This window comes from Williamsia sp. Leaf354, assembly GCF_001424365.1.
Classification (GTDB): Bacteria; Actinomycetota; Actinomycetes; order Mycobacteriales; family Mycobacteriaceae; genus Williamsia_A.
This window is the reverse complement of the sequence record NZ_LMPL01000002.1, coordinates 245,797-264,795: the sequence shown is the minus strand read 5'-3', so window position 1 is coordinate 264,795 and position 18,999 is coordinate 245,797. Positions and strand designations below refer to the sequence as shown.

The following is an 18,999-nucleotide window of genomic DNA, read 5'->3' as shown; positions in this document are numbered from 1 at the left end:
TCGGTGAGGTCACGGGAGGCCAGTGTAGAGAGACCCTGCGTCCGGCACGAACCGTCTCGACGTCGCTCCGCTGTGCTAGAAGGGTGGCGTGACCGACACGCGCTCCGCGGACCCGATCGCCGGCCCTCACCTCTGCGTCATGGGCGTCAGCGGAGTGGGGAAGACGACCATCGCCCAGGGCCTCGCCGAACAACTGGGGCGTCCGTTCGGTGACGCCGACGACCTCCATCCGGCGGCGAACATCGAGAAGATGGCGAACGGGCATCCCCTCACCGACGCCGACCGGGCGCCGTGGCTCGACGCGGTCGTCGCGTGGCTCGACGGACACGGCGACGGTGACCCGACGGTGTTCGCGTGTTCGGCGCTGCGCCGTGCGTACCGGGACCGGATCGCCCGGGCACGCGCCGGGGTCGTCTTCGTGCACCTGACCGCGCCGACCGACGAGCTGCGGCGTCGCCTGGAGGGGCGGACGGGGCACTACATGAAGGTGACCATGTTGGAGTCGCAGCTCGCGACGCTGGAGGACCTCGAGCCCGACGAACGGGGGGTTCGCGTGGCGACGGCGGGATCGGTCGACGACACGATCGATGCCGTGGAGAAGGCCTTGCGAGAAATGGTGCCGTGAGACCGGCGAGAGCCGAAAGAGTGTGTCCGGAGGGGGACTTGAACCCCCACGTCCGTTAATAGGACACTAGCACCTCAAGCTAGCGCGTCTGCCATTCCGCCACCCGGACATGTACGGGCGATGACGCCCGTGTGAGTGCCGGACTACGTTAACCGACCCGATCGTCGGATCCCAAATCCCCACTCCACCGAGGCGCCCGTGGGCGGGTGACAGGATGGTTCCCGTGACCGACAACCCCGCATCCGACGCCCCCGGTTCCGAGACGCCCGACCCTGGCGGTCCGAGGGCGACCGACGAGGTCGTCGACCTCGTGAGCCGACTCATCCGGTTCGACACCAGCAACACCGGCGATCTCGCGACCACGGTCGGCGAGGAGGAGTGCGCGCGGTGGGTCGCACAGCAGCTCGCCGACGTCGGCTACGAGACGGAGTACGTCGAGTCCGGCCAACCGGGTCGCGGAAACGTCTTCGCCCGCCTGCCCGGGGCCGATCGGGAACGCGGGACCCTGCTCCTGCACACCCACCTCGACGTGGTCCCCGCGCGACCCGAGGACTGGAGCGTGCACCCGTTCTCGGGGTCGGTGAAAGACGGATACGTGTGGGGTCGCGGCGCGATCGACATGAAGGACATGGTCGGGATGGCGCTGGCGCTGGCGCGGCAGTTCCGTCGCGACGGCACCGTGCCGCCGCGCGACATCGTGTTCGCGTTCCTCGCCGACGAGGAGGCCGGCGGCAAGTGGGGATCGCACTGGCTCGTCGAGAACCGGCCGGATCTGTTCGAGGGCATCACCGAGGCCGTCGGTGAGGTCGGCGGCTACTCGCTCACCGTCGACACCCCGGACGGCTCCACCAAGCGGCTCTACCTGGTGGAGACGGCGGAGAAGGGCATCGCGTGGATGAAGCTGACCGCGACCGCCACCGCCGGCCACGGGTCGTTCCTGCACGAGAACAACGCCGTCACGATCCTCGCCGAGGCGGTCGCGAAGCTGGGCCGCCACACCTTCCCGCTCGTGATGACCGAATCGGTGTCGGAGTTCCTGGCCGCGGTCAGCGAGGAGTCGACGCTGCAGCTCGACGCCACGTCCCCGGACCTCGAGACGACGCTGTTCAAGCTCGGGTCGATCGCGCGGATCGTGGGCGCCACGCTGCGTGACACCGCGAACCCGACGATGCTCGACGCCGGGTACAAGGCCAACGTGATCCCGCAGACCGCCACCGCGGTCGTCGACTGCCGAGTACTGCCGGGCCGCCAGGCGCAGTTCGAGGCCGAGGTCGACGAACTGATCGGTCCCGACGTGACGCGGGAGTGGGTGACCAAGCTCGACTCCTACGAGACGACCTTCGACGGCGACCTCGTGAACGCCATGAACGACGCGATCCTGGCGTTCGACCCCGATGGGCGGACGGTGCCGTACATGCTCTCCGGCGGCACCGATGCGAAGGCGTTCGCCAAACTCGGTATCCGGTGTTTCGGGTTCGCCCCGCTGCAGCTCCCGCCGGACCTCGATTTCGCGGCGCTGTTCCACGGCGTGGACGAGCGCGTGCCGGTCGACGGCCTGCTGTTCGGCACCCGCGTCCTCGAGCACTTCCTGCTGCACAGCTGAGCCGAGACCACATCGTTATCGCTTCTTCTCGCTAACTAGTAACGCGAAGTGTCGGTACGTCGACGTACCCCGTGAGGTCGGCATTCGCCGATCCGTGATCACGAGGAGTACACACATGATCTCGACACGTTTCGGCTCGCACGGCCTGCGCACATTGATCGCCACATCCGTCATCGCCACCGGAGCCATCACCGGGGCCGCCGGGGTGGCGACCGCCGCACCCGCGGCACCGGCGATCAACACCGGTGCGGTGGCCTACTCGCCGACCCTCACCGTGACGCCGGGGTTCGCATGCTTCGCGGTGATCAACGCGACCAAGCTCCCGCAGACGAAAGCGGGGCAGTACCGAGTGAAGGTGCAGATCAGCCGATTCGGGGCGAACTGCGGCGCATTCAAACTGGCGGTCACCTGGCGCAACCTGACCAACGGGAACTCCGACGGGCAAATCCAGACGGTTCGTCCCGACGGTTCGGTGGAGGGATTCCCCGACAACATCCTCGACGGGTTCGGGTTCGGCCCCGGTGCCGGGCGGGTCGCATCGACCATCACCACCTACAGCAAGTACGACGAGTCCGGTGAGACCACGCTTCCCAACCTGCCCGGGAAGGCGACGTTCTCTCTCTACTGATCGTATCGTCGCGACGCCCGGGAACACGTACACCGTTCCCGGGCGTTGGATGGTCACGATGCGCCCGCCCGGGTGCACGTGATCTCGAAAGGATGTGTACAACACCCATGTCGAGCTACAACCCGTACGACGCCCTGCCCGACCTCCCGACGTTCACCGTCACCTCGGAGAGCTTCGCCGACGGCGAGGCCTTCGCGCAGCCGCAGGTCAGCGGCATCATGGGCGCCGGGGGAGATGATTCCTCACCGCAGGTGAGCTGGTCGGGATTCCCCGAGGGCACCAAGAGCTTCGCGGTCACCGTCTACGACCCCGACGCACCGACCGCGTCGGGCTTCTGGCACTGGGCCGTCGCCGACATCCCGGTGTCGACCACCTCGCTGCCCGAGGGCGCCGGTGACGAGAACGGCAGCGGTCTCCCGGCGGGAGCGGTCACCCTCGCCGGCGACGCCTCGGCGAAGCGCTTCATCGGCGCCGCACCGCCGCCCGGGCACGGTCCGCACCGCTACTTCCTCGTCGTCCACGCCGTCGACGTCGAGTCGCTGGGACTGCCCGAGGACGCGACACCTGCGTTCCTGGGGTTCAACCTGTTCAGCCACGCCATCGGACGCGCGGTCATCCACGCGACCTACGAGCAGGCCGCGGAGGACTGACACTCACCTGGCGGTCGCCGTGCGACGAACGCCCCTCACGCAGCTGCGTGGGGGGCGTTCTCGCTCCCCACCGCCTCGCGCAACGACGAGAAGCCGTGCGCGCGAAGGCGTTGCGCGATCCCGTCGTGGATGTCGCGCACCCACATGGGACCGCCGTAGATGAAGCCCGTGTAGCCCTGGACGAGGGACGCCCCGGCGCAGATCCGTTCCCACGCCTGCTCGGGGGTCTCGATGCCGCCCACCGACACCAGTGCGACGCGATCGCCAACGCGGCGATAGAGCTGACGCAGGACGGCCAGCGACCGGTCGGCCAACGGGGCACCCGACAGACCCCCGGCACCTATCCGCTCCACCTCGTCGGCGCCGGTCGCCAGGCCGCCGCGGCCGATGGTGGTGTTGGTGCACACGATTCCGGCGAGTCCGAGTTCCACCGCGAGATCGGCGACGTCGTCGATGTCGGCGTCGGACAGGTCGGGTGCGATCTTCACCAGCACCGGGATGTCGGCGAGCTCCAGCACCGCAGCCAGCAGCGGTCGCAGCGACGCGACGGCCTGGAGATCACGCAGTCCGGGGGTGTTGGGCGAGCTGACGTTGACGACGAGAAAGTCGGCGAGCGGGGCGAGCAGCCGTGTGCTGGTGCGGTAGTCGTCGACGGCCTCGTCGGGCGCGGCGAGCTTCGTCTTGCCGATGTTCGCGCCGACCGGGATCGACCCCGGTCCACGGCGGCGGCGACCCAATCGGTGCGCGGCGGCCGCGGCACCGTGGTTGTTGAACCCCATGCGGTTGATCAGAGCACGGTCGGCGGGGAGGCGGAACAATCTCGGCTGGGGATTGCCGGGCTGGGCCGAGCCGGTGACGGTGCCGATCTCGATGAACCCGAAACCCATCCCGGGCCAGGCGTCGATGGCCTCGGCGTTCTTGTCGAAGCCGGCCGCGAGGCCCATCGGGGCGGGGAAGTCGACACCGAACACCTGTGACCGCAGGATCGGGTCGGTCGGCCCGAACAGCCGTGTGGTGACCGCAAGAACAGGCCGGCGAGGACCCAGGGTGGACAGCGCGCGCGAGATCAGCGTGTGGATGCGTTCTGCGGGCAGCAGGAACATGCCCCGCAGTACGAGGGGATAGAGCAGTCGGTACAGCCGATCGATCACCGGTGCACCTGCGCCGGTGCGGTGTCGGGGGTGGTGCGGGTCCGCTTGCGCCGCAACAGCACCTTGCGGCTGCCGTCGGTGTACAGACGGACCCGGGATATCTCCCACCCGCCGAATTCGGCCTCGATGGCCAGACGCATCGACGCGGTCACCCGTGTGACGTCGGGCGGCAGGCGCAGGGGCACGTACTCGTAGTCCTCGGCGCTGCGGATCTCGTTCCACTCGGCGGGGAACGCGGTGGAACGGGTCATACGGCCCTCGGATCCACGTCGCACTGTGCCTCCCGGATTCTTGTCGTCGCCACGGTCACCCGCTGACGGCCTGCAACCCGTCGCCGCGGGCCGAGAGCAGGTAGACGGTGCCGGTCGCGCTGTCGACCACCATCGCATCGGCCTGGCCCACCGTGGCCACGCGGCGCTTCTCGGTCGGGATCCCCGACGCGAGGTCGAACGCGATGGCCTCGTTGTCGCCGGTGGTCGCGACCCACGCCAGGTTGCGGACGTCGTCATATCCTACGGCGTACGGTCCCTCGGCCACCGGATAGCGGAACTTGGTGAGCAGCGGGTCGCCGTCGAAACCGAGGAACTCGCCGCCGCGGGTGTCGGTGGCGAGGAACCGTCCGTAGTGGTCGACGACGAGGTTGGTCGCGCCGTCGCCCGTCCGCAGCGCCTCGCCCAACGATCCGTCGGACATGTCCACCGAGGTCACCGACGACTGCGCACGATCGAGGGCCACCACCTGATCGGACTTCCCGGTCCGCGCCGCGACGGCCAGTTCGTCGACCCGGACGAGACCGTCGACGGTCCGGACGACGCGACGATCGGCACCCACCTCCACGATCTTCCCGTCGGCGGTGCCGATGACCACCGAACCGTTCGACAGTCGCGCCACGCTCAACGGCTCGCCGACGGTGACGTCGTGACCCTGTGCGACACCGGTCGTGAGGTCGATGTCGACGAGGGTCGAGGGCGCGACGGCCACGAGGTCGTCGCCCGACACCGCGCCGATCGCCGACACCGCTTCGGGCAGAGGGATCGTCCGGGTCGCGACGGGCGCGGTCGGTGCGGCCGTGGAGTACACGACGACCGATCGGCGGTCGGCACCGAGCACGGCGACGCGCTTGCCCGTCGAGTCGAGGACGAGCGACGTCGAGGCGGGGGCCGCGACCACCGATCCGGCGGGGCGGGCGGTACCGGTGGGCGCGGGCAGCGCCGTCTGCGGGATGGTCGTGGCGACGTCGGGGGAGTCCGAGGAACCGCTGCCGCACGCCGACACCGCGACGAGGAGGACGGCCGCCAGCGCGGCGCCGGCGGTGTGTCGGGCGGCTGCGTGTCGTGCGGCCGGACGGGTTGCGGGCATGAGAACCATAGTGGCGCACGGTTCGATACGGTCGTGCGCTCAGGTCGGGCGGGGTGCGGCCGTGACGTAGCATTCGCGCGGTGACCGATGCGATGACGTGGACCCAGGCCGTGGTGTTGGGGGCCGTACAGGGCCTCACCGAGTTCCTCCCCGTGTCGTCCTCGGGGCACCTGCGCATCGTGTCGGGGGTGTTCTTCGGTGACGACGCCGGCGCCTCGTTCACCGCGGTCACACAGTTGGGGACCGAGGCTGCGGTTCTCCTCTACTTCGCCCGCGACATCGTGCGCATCATCACCGCGTGGTTCCGCGGCTTGTTCTCCTCCGAGCAGCGGGGTCTCGACTACCGCATCGGGTGGTACGTGATCTTCGCCACGATCCCGATCGGTTTGCTCGGATTCGTCTTCAAGGACCAGATCCGCACCGGCGCACGCAACCTCTGGCTCATCGCCACGATGCTCATCGTGTTCTCGGCCGTCATCGTCCTGGCCGAGCGATACGGCAAGCGTCGCCGTCCGATCGAGGAGCTGACCCTGCGCGACGGCGTCACGATGGGCCTCGCGCAGTGCCTCGCGCTCATCCCGGGTGTCTCGCGCTCGGGCGCCACCGCCAGTGCCGGCCTGTTCCTCGGGCTCCAGCGGGAGGCGGCGGTCCGTTTCTCCTTCCTGCTGGCCATCCCCGCGGTCACCGCGTCGGGGCTGTTCAGCCTCCCCGACGCCTTCTCGCCCAGCGGCGACGGCCTCGAGGCCAGCGGTCCACAGCTCCTGGTCGCGACGGTCATCGCCTTCGTCATCGGCTTCGCGTCGATCGCCTGGCTCCTGCGTTTCGTCGCGAAACACTCCCTGAACTGGTTCGTGGGCTACCGCGTCATCGTGGGTCTCATCGTCCTGGGCCTGCTCGCCGGCGGGGTCGTCAGCGCGACCTGATCGCCCGACATCCTCCGACGCGGACTCCTCGATGCGGCCTCCCGTCGGCGGCGATGCCCGGTTGCGCTCGCCGCGAACGCGCACCTCGACGACGGCGGTCGCGCCGAGGTGCCGCATAGGGTGGTCGAGTGACCGTCATCCTGCTGCGCCACGGCCGCTCGACCGCCAACACCTCGGGTGTGCTGGCCGGCCGCAGCGTCGGCGTCGACCTCGACGACACCGGTCGCAGGCAGGCCGGCGAGGTGGTGGGCCGACTCGATCACGTCGAGAAGCTCGTCGCCGTCGTCCGTTCCCCGCTGCAGCGATGCGAGCAGACCGTTGCGCCGCTCGTCGAGGCCCGCGGGCTCACCGAGGTGGTCGATGACCGACTCGTCGAGGTCGACTACGGCCAGTGGACGGGCCGGCCGATCAAGGACCTGCTCGCCGAGGACATGTGGAAGACCGTCCAGCAGCAGCCGTCGGCCGCGATCTTCCCCGAGGGTGAAGGTCTCGCGCACGTGCAGAGCCGTGCGGTGGCCGCGATCCGCGAACTCGACGCGCTCTACGGCGGACCGGACGGCTCCGGGATCTGGGTGGCCTGCTCACACGGCGACGTCATCAAGTCGATCATCGCCGACGCCATGGGGATGCACCTCGACTCGTTCCAGCGGATCGTGGTCGAACCGGCGTCGATCAGCGTGATCCGGTACAGCTCGTCGCGCCCGTATGTGCACACCGTCAACTCCACGGGCGCGCGGCCCACGGTGCCCGCGCCCCCGTCGCCCACCGACACCGCGTCGGGCACCACACCCGCCTCCGATGACGCCGTGATCGGCGGTTCGACCGGATCCCACGACCAGCACGGCGCACCACCGGTGACCGCGCACACGCCCCCCGCGGGCTGATCGACCATGCGAGCCCGACCCACGACCCACGACAGCGACAGGAGGTGCCATGCCCAGGGCAATCCACGTCTTCCGTAGCCCGGACCGTTTCGTCGCCGGGACCGTCGGCGCACCCGGCGACCGGACGTTCTATCTGCAGGCCACCCACGAGGCACGGGTGGTGAGCGTCATGTTGGAGAAGCAGCAGGTGCAGATCCTCGCCGACCGCATCGGCGCGCTGCTCGAGGAGATCAACCGTCGTTTCGGCACCCCTCTGCCGCCGGAGTCCGATCACATCGAGGATCTGAGCCCGCTGATCATGCCGGTCGACGCCGAGTTCCGCGTCGGCACGATGGGCCTGGGGTGGGACGCCGAGTCCGAGGCGGTCGTCGTCGAACTCCTCGCCATCACCGAGGGCGAGTTCGACGAGAGCGTCGTGCTCGACGACACCGACGAAGGTCCCGACGCGGTGCGCGTGTTCCTCAGCACAGCGGCCGCGCGCGAGTTCGCGGCCCGCTCGACGCGTGTCATCTCGGCCGGTCGTGAGCCGTGCCCGTTGTGCGGCCTCCCGCTCGACCCGTCGGGGCACATGTGCGTCCGCACCAACGGTTACAAGCGCGAGATCACCTTCGACAAGTCGCTCGACTTCGTCGACCCCGACGTGTTCGACGACCCGGACCTGCGCGCGGCCTTGCAAGACGACGACGAGGACGAGCAAGGGGACGACCCGACCGACGGGCCGTCACGCTGATGCCGCCCACCGCGGCGGAATCGGAGTCCTCACCCGACATCGCGGAGATCCTGCGCACGGGCGAGATGGAGTTGATCGGACAGATCAGGGGCGCGAGCAACGCCACCCTGGTGTGCGAGGCGAGTCTCGGCGATCACAGTCTGCGCTGCGTCTACAAACCGGTGCGCGGTGAGCAACCGCTGTGGGATTTCCCCGACGGCACCCTCGCCGGCCGGGAGATCGCGTCGTTCCGCGTCTCCGACGCGCTGGGCTGGTCGGTGATCCCGACCACGGTGTTCCGCGACGGTCAGTTCGGCCCCGGGATGGTCCAACGCTGGATCGACACTCCCGAGCCCGCCGACACCGTCCCCGAACACCTCGATCTCGTCGACCTGTGCCCGACCGCGATGGTGCCCGAGAACTTCCGCCGTGTGATCGACGCCTACGACGCGCGCGGCGAGGAGGTCACACTCGTGCACGCCGACGACCCACGCCTGCAGCGGATGGCCGTCCTCGATGTCGTCATCAACAACGCCGACCGCAAGGGCGGGCACGTCCTCGAGGGGCTCGACGGGCAGGTCTACGGGGTCGACCACGGCATCTGCCTGCACTCGGAGGACAAGCTGCGCACGGTGCTGTGGGGATGGGCCGACGAACCGGTGCCCGCGCATCTCGTCGCCGACATCGAGACGCTTCTCGTCGAGCTCACCACCGCGGGTTCCGAACTCGCGCGCGACCTGCCGACGCTGATCACTCCGACCGAGGTGGCCGCACTGACCCTGCGAGCCCGCGAGCTCGTCGCGAGCCCGGTCATGCCCAGCGCCGACCGTTCCCGACCGATTCCCTGGCCCGCGTTCTAGTCGGTCGACAAAAGCCCCCGTCGGTGGGTGCCCCGACGGGCGATGACGGTGCGCCCATAGGGTGGAGATATGCAGTCGTGGTCAGACATCGAGGTACGTCCGCTTCCCGGGCAGGGCCCGCAGCTCCGGCTCTACGACACCTCCGATCGGCAGGTTCGGCCGGTCACCCCCGGAGCCGAGGCGACGATGTACGTCTGCGGCATCACCCCGTACGACGCGACGCACCTCGGCCACGCCGCGACCTATCTCACGTTCGATCTGGTCAACCGGATCTGGCGCGATCTCGGCCACGGGGTGCACTACGTACAGAACGTGACCGATGTCGACGACCCCCTGTTCGAGCGGGCCGATCGCGACGGTGAGGACTGGCGCGATCTCGGTGCACGCGAGACGCAGCTCTTCCGGGACGACATGACCGCGTTGCGGGTGCTGCCGCCCCGGGACTACATCGGTGCAGTGGAGTCGATCGACGAGGTCGTCGAGGTCGTCGACAAGCTTCTGGCGTCGGGCGCGGCCTACATCGTCGACGACGACCAGTACCCCGACATCTACTTCCGCACCGACGCGACACAGCAGTTCGGCTACGAGTCGAACTACGACCACGACACGATGGCTGCATTCTTCGCCGAGCGGGGCGGCGACCCGCAGCGACCGGGCAAGCGCGATCCGCTCGACGCCCTGATCTGGCGCGCCGCGCGCGAGGGCGAACCGTCCTGGCCCTCACCGCACGGTCCGGGCCGACCGGGATGGCACATCGAATGCGCCGCGATCGCCCTGAACCGACTGGGGTCGCCGATCGACGTGCAGGGCGGCGGCAGCGACCTGATCTTCCCGCACCACGAGTTCTCCGCGGCGCATGCCGAGGCGTTGACCGGTGAGCGTCGCTTCGCACGGCACTACGTGCACACCGGGATGGTGGGGCTCGACGGCGAGAAGATGTCGAAGAGCCGCGGCAACCTGGTGTTCGTCTCGAAACTCCGTGCGGCCGATGTCGACCCGAACGCGATCCGCGTCGGGCTGCTGGCCGATCACTACCGGACCGATCGCATGTGGTCCGACGAGGCGCTCGCGGCGGCGCACACCCGACTGTCGTCGTGGCGCGACGCGGTGTCGCGACCCACCGGACCCGATCCGACCGACACCATCGCCCGGGTGCGTCAGCATCTCGCCGACGACCTCGACACCCCCAAAGCCCTTGCCGCGCTCGATGCGTGGGCGGCCGACGCCGTGCGCGGCCTCGGATCGTCGACCACTGCAGGCACCGAGGTCGAGCACGCACTCGACACCCTGCTGGGCGTCGAGCTGCGTCGCTGACGCAGTACCCCGTCATCGGCGGGGCGCGCTGGGTAGAGTCCTGCAGGTGGCCCATCTGGAAGAGATCGACCCCGACACCACCTCCGGCGTGTGGACCGTCGTCACACGGACCTCGACCTATCTGCTCGATTTCTCCGAGATGACGCTGCTGCGCGCACCCGGTGTCGGCGGGTCGACCGACGAATCGTGGGCGGTCAGTGCGCTGCGACGCGACTCCGAGGACATCCCGCTGCTGGGCGTGAAGTCCTGCCGCATAGGCGAATCGGCCCAGTTCTGGGTGCGGGCGGCCGACGATCCCGACGTGCGCACCTGGCGTATCACCACGCCCGTCGTGTCGATCGAACGCATCAGCTGACAGCGCTGCGGCGACGCCGACCGGGTCAGAGCGCGACCTCGACGACACCGTCGACCACCCGCGCCGGGTATACCGGCAGCGACCCGATCGACGGGTCCGAACAGGCGCCGTCGGCGAAGGCGTAGGCGAACTGGTGCAGCGGGCACACCACCTTCGCGCCGTCGACCTGGCCGTCGGCGATGGGCCCACCACGATGCGGACACACCGCGCCCGTCGCCCGCACCTCGTCGGCGCCGACACGGAACACCGCGATCTGCACACCGCCGACCGCGTAGGCCCGTCCCTCACCGTGCGTGAGATTCGAGATCGACCCGACCGTCACATACGTTGCCCCGCGCGGGGTCTCGACCCCGTCGCTGACGTCGGCGGTCATCGGACGGGGACCCGGGGGAGCGGCAGCAGAGGCAGCGCCGAGGTGAACTGTGCCGGCGATCGGGGTTCGGTCCGGTCCTGCCACGGGTCGCGGTAGCCGGCGACGCTGTCCTCGATGCGTTCCTGGAGGCCGGCGACGATGCCGTCGCGGTCGTCGACGAGCACCGCCCGCAGTTCCTCGATACCCACCCGCGGGACCCAGGCGTAGGTCCGCTCGAGCCACTTCGCCTGCTCCCGATAGTGCTGGATGAAGATGCCGCACAACCGGACGACCTCGTCGGACGAGTCGACCGTCGCGAGCAGATCGCCCTTGCGGATGTGTGCACCCGCCGCGCCGCCCACGTAGATCTCCCACCGATCCGACGCCGCGCCCGCCGCCCCGACGGCCACCGCGCCGACGTCCTTGCACAACGCCTCGGCACAGTTGCGCGGGCAACCGGTGACCGCGAGTTTCAGCTTCGCGGGCGTCTCGAGACCCTGGAACCGCTGTTCGATCGCGATACCGAGTGCCGTCGAGTCACCGAGACCGAACCGGCAGTAGTCGGTGCCCACACAGGTCTTCACCGTGCGGAAGCTCTTGCCGTAGGCGAATCCCGAGGGCATGTCGAGGTCGCCCCACACCTTCGGGAGATCCTCCTTCTTCACCCCGAGCAGGTCGATGCGCTGACCTCCGGTGATCTTCACCATCGGAATCGCGTACTTGTCGGCGACATCGGCGATGCGCCGCAACTGATCCGGCGTGGTGACCCCGCCCTTGATCTGCGGCACCACCGAGAACGTGCCGTCGCGTTGGATGTTCGCGTGCACGCGGTCGTTGATGTAGAGCGCGCCGCGTTCGTCGGTCCAGTCGGGGCCCCACACCATCCGCAGCAGCGACGCCAGCGGCATCTTCGCGGCCGCGTCCTCGCCCTGCGGTGCGAGCTTCTCGAACATCTCCGACACCGAGCGGATGTTGCTCGCCCGGATCGCGCCCAGCAGTTCGGGTTTGGTCATCGGGATGCACGGCACGTACCAGTTCGCCGAGACGTCCTCGGCGAGGTCACCGTCTGCGGCGAAGGAGACGATGTCGGCGACGAGCCCCTTGCACGACCCGCATCCCTTGCCGGCCCGGGTGGCGGCGACCACCTCGCCGACGCTGCGCGCACCACCGCGCACGCTCGCCACGATGGCACCCTTGGTCACCCCGTTGCAGTTGCACACGGCGGTGTCGTCGGAGAGCTCGGCCGCGCCGACCGCTGCCGACGGGGTGCCCATGTCGAAGAGCATGCTGATGCGTTCGGCCGGTAGCGCGACCTTCTCGTCGAAGGCCTGCGTCAGGAAGTTCGCCTTGCTGATGTCGCCGAGCAGCATGGCGCCGATGAGCTTGTTGTCGCGCACGACCACCGATTTGTAGGTGCCGCTGCGGGGTTCGTAGAACTGGACGAACTCGTCGTCGTCGCGTTCGGGGCCCTTCACGCCCATGGCCGCGACATCGACACCGGCGACCTTGAGCTTCGTGGTCAACCGCGAACCGTGGTACGCCGCCGTCGGATCGGCACCGGTGAGCACGTCGGCGAGCACCACGGCCTGCTCCCAGAGCGGGGCGACCAGCCCGTAGACCTCCCCGCGATGCTGTGCGCACTCGCCGACCGCGTAGAGGAAACCCTCGTCCTCGCAGCGCATCTGGTCGTCGACGACGATGCCGCGTTCGATCACCAGACCGGTGCGGCGCGCCAGCTCCACGTTCGGCCGGATCCCGGCGGTGACCACCACCATGTCGGCGGGCAGGCTCGAACCGTCGGCGAATGCGACACCGGTCACGGTTCCCACGTCGTCGCGGAGGACCGAGGTCGTGCGTCGGGAGGTGTGCACCCCGACACCGAGTGCCTCGATCTTGGTGCGCAGCACCCGTCCGCCACGTTCGTCGAGCTGCTGGTTCATCAGGTGACCGGGAGAGTGCACGACGTCGACCGCGACGCCCTGCGTCTGGAGGCCGTATGCGGCCTCCAGACCGAGGAGACCGCCGCCGATCACGACCGCACGCACCCGCTCGGCGCCGTCGTCGGCCCCGCCGGCCTCGGCCATCTGCAGCATCCCGTTGGTGTCGGCGATGGTGCGGAAACCGAAGACACCTCGGGCGAGTCGACCATCGGGCTCCCGCAGCCCGTCCATGTTCGGGAAGAAGGTGGTGCTGCCGGTGGCGATGATCAGCAGGTCGAAGTCGATCTGTCGACCGCTCTCGCACGTCACCACCTTGGCGAAACGGTCGATGGAGACCGCGCGATCGCCGGCGAACAGTTCGACACCGTTGTCCCGGTACCAGGCCATCGGGTTGAGCATCAGATCGTCGTCGTCGATGGAACTCTCACCGGCGAGGACGTGGGACAGCATGATGCGGTTGTAGTTCCCGTAGGGCTCGTCGCCGATCATGGTGATCGCGAACTGCTCGCTGCCGCCGCGGCTGAGGATCTCCTCCACCGTCCGCGCACCGGCCATGCCGTTGCCCACCACCACCAGCCGCCGCCGCCCGGTCGAGGCGCCCGTCATCGAGGCCCCTGTCACCGAGCCCCCTGTCACCGCGGTCACACGAGCACCCAGCCGAGATCGACGACGATCGACCCGGTGCAGCCGTGTGGCGCGGCGAAGGTCAGCGCCAGCACCGAGTCGGGGTCGACGTCGGAGACCACACGCAGCGGCACGTTGACCGAGGCCTTCGCGCCCATCGGGAACACCCGCATCGACTCGCCGTCGCGGGTGAGCGTGACGTACACGAGTTCGTCGGAGCTGTTGCCCCCGCGAAAGTACAAGGGCTGAGCCGTCATACCCGGAGGGACCACGTAGGAGAGCGAGGGGTCCAGCGGTGCGGGGGAGTGCAGTCCGGTGCCGGTGAAACCGAACACACCCTGCCAGAACATGGGAGTCGACGACATGGCGTCAGTGTTCGTGGCCGGGATCAATGGGCCTTTGCCGCGGTGTTACATCTCGGTGGTCAGGACTTCACCCGGCGCGCACCCCGGCGGTGAGAGAGACGCCGAGCGCGGACGGGGTCAGGCGCCGAACGAGCCCGGCCCGCGGCGACGGAGATACTTCTCGAACTCCGCGGCGAGCGCGTCACCGTCGATCTTCGACAGCGCGTCGTCGGTGCCTGCCTCGGCGTCGCCGCGCTCCTCGAGACCGCGGACATACTCGGCGATCTCCTCGTCGTCCTCGGTCATCTCGGTGACCGCCTGCTCCCATTCCTCGGCCTGGGCGGGCAGGTCGCCGAGCGGCACCTCGAGATCGAGCACCTCCTCGACCTGACCCAACAGCGCCACCGTCGCCTTGGGGTTGGGCGGCGTCGACACGTAGTGCGGGACCGCGGCCCAGAACGACACCGCGGGGATGCCGGCGTTCACACACGCGTCCTGCAGCACGCCGGTGATGCCCGTCGGACCCTCGTACCGGCTCTCCTGCAGGTTGTAGGCCAACGCGGAATCGGTGCTGTACGCCGTGCCGGTCACCGGCACGGGTCGGGTGTGGGGTGCGTCGGCGAGCAGTGCACCGAGGATGACCATGGTCTGCACGTCGAGCGAGCGCGCGGTGTCGAGGATCTCCGCGCAGAATCCACGCCAGCGCATGTTCGGTTCGATGCCGCGGAGCAGGACGACGTCGCGGTCGGATCCGGGCGGGCTGCACCACGAGATCGACGTGGCCGGCCACTCGATTCGTCGCGTGACACCGTCGACCTGCTTTACGATGGGACGGTTGACCTGGAAGTCGTAGTAGTCGTCGGAATCGATCTCGGCGAGGGGTTGCGCATCCCAGATCAGGGCCAGATGTTCGACCGCGCCGCTTGCGGCGTCACCGGCATCGTTCCAGCCCTCGAACGCTGCGACGAGGATCGGTGACCGCAAGGTGGGGAGATGGCCGGTCTTCTCAGCGTGCACCGAACCAGCCTACGACCGAACACCGATAGGGAGCGAACTACGCTGAGTACCATGTCTGCCACCACCGGAACCGATTCGTACGACTCGACGTTCCTCGACGCGATGGCCAAACGAGTCCTCGTGGGCGACGGCGCCATGGGCACCATGCTCCAGGCCGCCGATCTCACCCTCGACGATTTCAACAATCTCGAGGGCTGCAACGAGATCCTCAACGACACCCGCCCCGAGGTCCTGGCCGGTATCCACCGTGCCTACTTCGAGGCCGGCGCCGACGCGGTCGAGACCAACACCTTCGGCTGCAACCTCTCGAACCTCGGCGACTACGACATCGCCGACCGCATCCGTGAGCTCGCCCGCAAGGGCGTCGCGATCGCCAAGGGCGTGGCCGACGAGATGGGACCGTCCGATGACGGCACCCCGCGTTTCGTCCTCGGCTCGGTGGGCCCCGGCACCAAGCTGCCGTCGCTGGGCCACACGACCTTCGCGGTGATCCGCGACGCGTACCAGGAGTGCGCCCTGGGCATGCTCGAGGGTGGCGCCGACGCGATCCTCATCGAGACCTCGCAGGATCTGCTGCAGGTGAAGGCGGCGGTGCTGGCCGCCAAGCGCGCGATGGAGCAGCTCGGTCGGCGGATCCCGATCATCTCCCACGTCACGGTGGAGACCACCGGCACGATGCTGCTCGGGTCGGAGATCGGCGCGGCGCTGGCGGCCATCGAACCGCTCGGCGTCGACCTGATCGGTCTCAACTGCGCGACCGGACCGGCCGAGATGAGCGAGCACCTGCGGTACCTGTCCAAGCACGCGCGCATCCCGGTGTCGGTCATGCCCAACGCCGGCCTGCCGCAGCTCGGCCCGAAGGGTGCCGAGTACCCGTTGCTGCCCGACGAGCTGGCCGAGGCGGTCAGCGGCTTCGTATCCGACTACGGCCTGTCGTTCGTCGGCGGATGCTGCGGCACCACCCCCGAACACATCTCCCAGCTGGCCCAGGCCGTGCGCGGCACCACGAAGGGCACCCGGTCGGTCGAGCACGAGTCGGAGGTGTCCTCGCTCTACGCCTCGGTGCCGTTCGAGCAGGAGAACAGCTTCATGATGGTCGGGGAGCGGACCAACTCCAACGGCTCCAAGGCCTTCCGCGAGGCCATGCTCTCCGGCGACTACCAGAAGTGCCTCGACATCGCGAAGGACCAGACCCGCGACGGCGCGCACATGCTCGACCTCAACGTCGACTACGTCGGCCGCAACGGCGCCGAGGACATGACCGCGCTGGCCACCCGTCTCGCTACCTCGTCGACCCTGCCGATCATGCTCGACTCGACCGAGCCCGCGGTCCTGCAGGCGGGACTCGAGGCGCTCGGCGGTCGCTGCGCGGTCAACTCGGTGAACTACGAGGACGGTGACGGACCCGACTCGCGTTTCACCAAGATCATGCAGCTCGCGGTGGAGCATGGTGCCGCGGTGGTCGCGCTGACCATCGACGAGGAGGGCCAGGCGCGTACCGCCGACTGGAAGGTCAGCGTCGCCGAACGCCTCATCACCGACATCACCGAGAACTGGGGGCTGGGCGAGGAGGACATCATCATCGATGCCCTCACCTTCCCGGTCTCGACCGGTCAGGAGGAGACCCGCAAGGACGGCATCGAGACCATCGAGGCCATCCGGCGGATCCACGAGGCGCACCCGTCGGTGCACTTCACCCTGGGTATCTCGAACATCTCGTTCGGCCTCAACCCCGCCGCGCGCCAGGTGCTCAACTCGGTCTTCCTGCACGAGTGCGCCCAGGTGGGTCTCGACACCGCGATCGTGCACGCCTCGAAGATCCTGCCGATGGCGCGGATCCCCGACGAGCAGCGCGAGGTCGCACTCGACCTCGTCTACGACCGTCGCGGAACCGACGGCGTCCGCAGCGAGGGCAACACCGACTACGACCCGTTGCAGACGCTGATGGGCCTGTTCGAGGGTGTGTCGGCGGCGTCGGCGCGCGAGAGCCGCGCCGAGGAGATGGCCAAGCTCCCGCTGTTCGAGCGACTCGAGCGACGCATCGTCGACGGCGAGCGCAACGGCCTCGAATCAGACCTCGACGACGCGATGAAAGAGGTCCCGCCGCTCAAGATCATCAACGAGACCTTGCTGTCGGGCATGAAGACCGTCGGTGAGCTGTTCGGCTCGGGCCAGATGCAGCTGCCGTTCGTGCTGCAGTCGGCCGAGGTCATGAAGATGTCGGTCGCCCATCTCGAGCCGCACATGGAGGCGACCGGCGAGGACGGCAAGGGCCGCATCGTGCTGGCCACGGTCAAGGGCGACGTCCACGACATCGGCAAGAACCTCGTCGACATCATCCTGTCCAACAACGGCTACGAGGTGGTCAACATCGGCATCAAGCAGCCGATCGCGACGATCATCGAGGTCGCCGAGGACAAGCGCGCCGACGTGATCGGAATGTCCGGTCTGCTGGTGAAGTCGACGGTCGTGATGAAGGAGAACCTCGAGGAGATCAACTCCCGCGGGCTCGCCGAGAACTACCCGGTGCTGCTCGGTGGTGCCGCGCTGACGCGTGGCTACGTCGAGAACGATCTGTCGGAGACCTACGAGGGCGACGTGCACTACGCACGGGACGCCTTCGAGGGACTGCGTCTGATGGACGACATCATGTCGGCCAAGCGTGGCGGCGGTTCGACGCAGGATCCCGAGGCGAAGGCCGCGGCCGAGGCGAAGACCGCCGAACGCAAGGCGCGGCACGAGAAGTCGGCCCGTATCGCGGCCAAGCGCAAGGCCGAGCAGGCGCCTGTCGAGGTGCCGGCGCGCTCGGACGTCGCCGCCGACAACGAGATCCCGACGCCGCCGTTCTGGGGATCGCGCATCGTCAAGGGCATCCCGATCGCCGACTACCGCGGGCTGCTCGACGAACGTGCGCTGTTCCTCGGGCAGTGGGGTCTGCGGGGCACCCGTAGCGGCGACGGTCCCAGCTACGAGGAGCTCGTCGAGACCGAGGGGCGTCCGCGCTTCCGCGAATGGATCGACCGTCTGTCGACGGGCAACATCCTCCAGCACGCCGCGGTGGTCTACGGCTACTTCCCGGCGGTCAGCGAGGGTGACACCGTCCATGTGCTGACCGAGCCGCGGCCCGACGCCGACGTCCGGTTCAGCTTCGAGTTCCCCCGTCAGCAGCGCAGTCGGTTCCTGTGCATCTCCGACTTCATCGCGTCGAAGGAACGGGCCACCGAACTCGGTCAGGTCGACGTGCTGCCGTTCCAGCTCGTGACGATGGGCCAGCCGATCGCCGATTTCGCGAACGACCTGTTCGCGAAGGACTCCTACCGCGACTACCTCGAGGTGCACGGCATCGGCGTGCAGCTCACCGAGGCGCTCGCCGAGTACTGGCATCAGCGGGTGCGGTCGGAGCTCACCTTCGACGGCGGTTCGGTCGCCGGCGACGACCCGACGTCGCCGCAGGGATTCTTCGATCTCGAATACCGCGGCGCGCGTTACTCGTTCGGCTACGGCGCGTGCCCCGATCTCGAGGATCGCGCGAAGATGATCGAGCTGCTCGAGCCGGGCCGCATCGGGGTCGAGCTGAGCGAGGAACTGCAGCTGCATCCCGAGCAGTCCACCGACGCGTTCGTCCTGCACCACCCCGAGGCCAAGTATTTCAACGTCTGAC

The 18,999-nt window shown here is 68.7% G+C and carries 18 protein-coding genes and 1 tRNA gene; 11 read left to right on the top strand and 8 right to left on the bottom strand.

All coding sequences use genetic code 11. The annotated features are described in order from the left end of the window. Nucleotides 1-88: 88 nt before the first annotated feature. Complete coding sequence (locus ASG12_RS09290; RefSeq protein WP_235456463.1) at nt 89-625, top strand: gluconokinase; 537 nt, start codon at nt 89-91, stop codon at nt 623-625. A 23-nt stretch (nt 626-648) separates the two neighbouring features. Here ASG12_RS09290 and ASG12_RS09285 read toward each other — a convergent pair. Beyond that, nucleotides 649-734: transfer RNA gene (locus tag ASG12_RS09285), tRNA-Leu, on the bottom strand. A gap of 114 nt (nt 735-848) precedes the next feature. Between ASG12_RS09285 and ASG12_RS09280 the strand changes: the two genes are divergently transcribed. The 3 genes from ASG12_RS09280 (at nt 849) to ASG12_RS09270 (ending at nt 3,506) form a co-directional block, all read left to right on the top strand. Next, nucleotides 849-2,228 carry a M20/M25/M40 family metallo-hydrolase gene (locus ASG12_RS09280; RefSeq protein WP_055789407.1) on the top strand — a complete coding sequence of 460 codons (1,380 nt, stop codon included), beginning with the start codon at nt 849-851 and terminating at the stop codon, nt 2,226-2,228. A 115-nt stretch (nt 2,229-2,343) separates the two neighbouring features. Then, nucleotides 2,344-2,856 (top strand): hypothetical protein, encoded by a 513-nt coding sequence (locus ASG12_RS09275; RefSeq protein ID WP_055788481.1) that lies wholly within the window; start codon nt 2,344-2,346, stop codon nt 2,854-2,856. Nucleotides 2,857-2,963: 107 nt separating this feature from the next. Continuing rightward, entirely contained in the window at nt 2,964-3,506 is a 543-nt protein-coding gene (locus ASG12_RS09270; RefSeq protein ID WP_055788478.1) for a YbhB/YbcL family Raf kinase inhibitor-like protein, read from the top strand. Between the two features lie 35 nt (nt 3,507-3,541). On the opposite strand, the gene ASG12_RS09265 is transcribed toward ASG12_RS09270, so the two are convergent. The 3 genes from ASG12_RS09265 to ASG12_RS09255 are packed head-to-tail and all read right to left on the bottom strand — an operon-like array spanning nt 3,542 to nt 6,016. Continuing rightward, nucleotides 3,542-4,657 (bottom strand): quinone-dependent dihydroorotate dehydrogenase, encoded by a 1,116-nt coding sequence (locus tag ASG12_RS09265; protein ID WP_055788476.1) that lies wholly within the window; start codon nt 4,655-4,657, stop codon nt 3,542-3,544. Further along, entirely contained in the window at nt 4,654-4,908 is a 255-nt protein-coding gene (locus ASG12_RS09260) for a DUF5703 family protein (protein ID WP_055788473.1), read from the bottom strand. The genes ASG12_RS09265 and ASG12_RS09260 overlap by 4 nt, the downstream gene beginning before the upstream one ends. Before the next feature lie 55 nt (nt 4,909-4,963). After that, entirely contained in the window at nt 4,964-6,016 is a 1,053-nt protein-coding gene (locus ASG12_RS09255; protein WP_156378043.1) for a YncE family protein, read from the bottom strand. A gap of 80 nt (nt 6,017-6,096) precedes the next feature. Between ASG12_RS09255 and ASG12_RS09250 the strand changes: the two genes are divergently transcribed. From ASG12_RS09250 to ASG12_RS09225, 6 genes are all read left to right on the top strand, one after another. Continuing rightward, entirely contained in the window at nt 6,097-6,939 is an 843-nt protein-coding gene (locus ASG12_RS09250; RefSeq protein ID WP_055788471.1) for an undecaprenyl-diphosphate phosphatase, read from the top strand. Nucleotides 6,940-7,067: 128 nt separating this feature from the next. Next, a complete protein-coding gene (locus ASG12_RS09245) occupies nt 7,068-7,823 on the top strand; it encodes an MSMEG_4193 family putative phosphomutase (protein WP_055788468.1) in 756 nt (251 codons plus the stop codon). Between the two features lie 49 nt (nt 7,824-7,872). Continuing rightward, the gene (locus tag ASG12_RS09240) at nt 7,873-8,553 is read left to right on the top strand and encodes a DUF3090 domain-containing protein (RefSeq protein ID WP_055788465.1); all 681 of its coding nucleotides are present in this window, start codon (nt 7,873-7,875) and stop codon (nt 8,551-8,553) included. Next, a complete protein-coding gene (locus ASG12_RS09235; RefSeq protein WP_055788462.1) occupies nt 8,553-9,392 on the top strand; it encodes an SCO1664 family protein in 840 nt (279 codons plus the stop codon). The genes ASG12_RS09240 and ASG12_RS09235 overlap by 1 nt, the downstream gene beginning before the upstream one ends. A gap of 69 nt (nt 9,393-9,461) precedes the next feature. Continuing rightward, the gene (gene mshC, locus ASG12_RS09230; protein WP_055788459.1) at nt 9,462-10,706 is read left to right on the top strand and encodes a cysteine--1-D-myo-inosityl 2-amino-2-deoxy-alpha-D-glucopyranoside ligase; all 1,245 of its coding nucleotides are present in this window, start codon (nt 9,462-9,464) and stop codon (nt 10,704-10,706) included. A 46-nt stretch (nt 10,707-10,752) separates the two neighbouring features. Next, nucleotides 10,753-11,061: a hypothetical protein gene (locus ASG12_RS09225; protein WP_045822778.1), complete on the top strand. Its 309-nt coding sequence runs from the start codon at nt 10,753-10,755 to the stop codon at nt 11,059-11,061. 25 nt (nt 11,062-11,086) lie between these two features. Here ASG12_RS09225 and ASG12_RS09220 read toward each other — a convergent pair whose 3' ends face one another. The 4 genes from ASG12_RS09220 to ASG12_RS09205 all read right to left on the bottom strand — a co-directional run bounded on the left by ASG12_RS09220 (nt 11,087) and on the right by ASG12_RS09205 (nt 15,338). Continuing rightward, entirely contained in the window at nt 11,087-11,434 is a 348-nt protein-coding gene (locus tag ASG12_RS09220) for a Rieske (2Fe-2S) protein (RefSeq protein WP_055788456.1), read from the bottom strand. Next, nucleotides 11,431-13,959, bottom strand: a complete 2,529-nt coding sequence (gene nirB, locus ASG12_RS09215) for a nitrite reductase large subunit NirB (RefSeq protein ID WP_055789402.1) — start codon at nt 13,957-13,959, stop codon at nt 11,431-11,433. The genes ASG12_RS09220 and nirB overlap by 4 nt, the downstream gene beginning before the upstream one ends. 35 nt (nt 13,960-13,994) lie before the next feature. Continuing rightward, complete coding sequence (locus tag ASG12_RS09210) at nt 13,995-14,342, bottom strand: hypothetical protein (RefSeq protein ID WP_055788454.1); 348 nt, start codon at nt 14,340-14,342, stop codon at nt 13,995-13,997. 117 nt (nt 14,343-14,459) lie between these two features. Beyond that, nucleotides 14,460-15,338 (bottom strand): PAC2 family protein, encoded by an 879-nt coding sequence (locus ASG12_RS09205; RefSeq protein WP_055788451.1) that lies wholly within the window; start codon nt 15,336-15,338, stop codon nt 14,460-14,462. A gap of 51 nt (nt 15,339-15,389) precedes the next feature. On the opposite strand from ASG12_RS09205, the gene metH reads away from it, so the two are divergent. Next, the gene (gene metH / locus ASG12_RS09200) at nt 15,390-18,998 is read left to right on the top strand and encodes a methionine synthase (RefSeq protein ID WP_055788448.1); all 3,609 of its coding nucleotides are present in this window, start codon (nt 15,390-15,392) and stop codon (nt 18,996-18,998) included. The last annotated feature ends 1 nt before the right edge of the window (nt 18,999 follow it).

Bases quoted from the DNA above. Each gene is read 5' to 3' on its own strand.
- ASG12_RS09270 (WP_055788478.1), top strand. From the start codon at position 2,964: ATGTCGAGCTACAACCCGTACGACGCCCTGCCCGACCTCCCGACGTTC.
- ASG12_RS09210 (WP_055788454.1), bottom strand. From the start codon at position 14,342: ATGTCGTCGACTCCCATGTTCTGGCAGGGTGTGTTCGGTTTCACCGGC.
- nirB (WP_055789402.1), bottom strand. From the start codon at position 13,959: ATGACGGGCGCCTCGACCGGGCGGCGGCGGCTGGTGGTGGTGGGCAAC.
- ASG12_RS09275 (WP_055788481.1), top strand. From the start codon at position 2,344: ATGATCTCGACACGTTTCGGCTCGCACGGCCTGCGCACATTGATCGCC.
- metH (WP_055788448.1), top strand. From the start codon at position 15,390: ATGTCTGCCACCACCGGAACCGATTCGTACGACTCGACGTTCCTCGAC.
- ASG12_RS09255 (WP_156378043.1), bottom strand. From the start codon at position 6,016: ATGCCCGCAACCCGTCCGGCCGCACGACACGCAGCCGCCCGACACACC.
- ASG12_RS09240 (WP_055788465.1), top strand. From the start codon at position 7,873: ATGCCCAGGGCAATCCACGTCTTCCGTAGCCCGGACCGTTTCGTCGCC.
- mshC (WP_055788459.1), top strand. From the start codon at position 9,462: ATGCAGTCGTGGTCAGACATCGAGGTACGTCCGCTTCCCGGGCAGGGC.
- ASG12_RS09235 (WP_055788462.1), top strand. From the start codon at position 8,553: ATGCCGCCCACCGCGGCGGAATCGGAGTCCTCACCCGACATCGCGGAG.
- ASG12_RS09220 (WP_055788456.1), bottom strand. From the start codon at position 11,434: ATGACCGCCGACGTCAGCGACGGGGTCGAGACCCCGCGCGGGGCAACG.
- ASG12_RS09260 (WP_055788473.1), bottom strand. From the start codon at position 4,908: ATGACCCGTTCCACCGCGTTCCCCGCCGAGTGGAACGAGATCCGCAGC.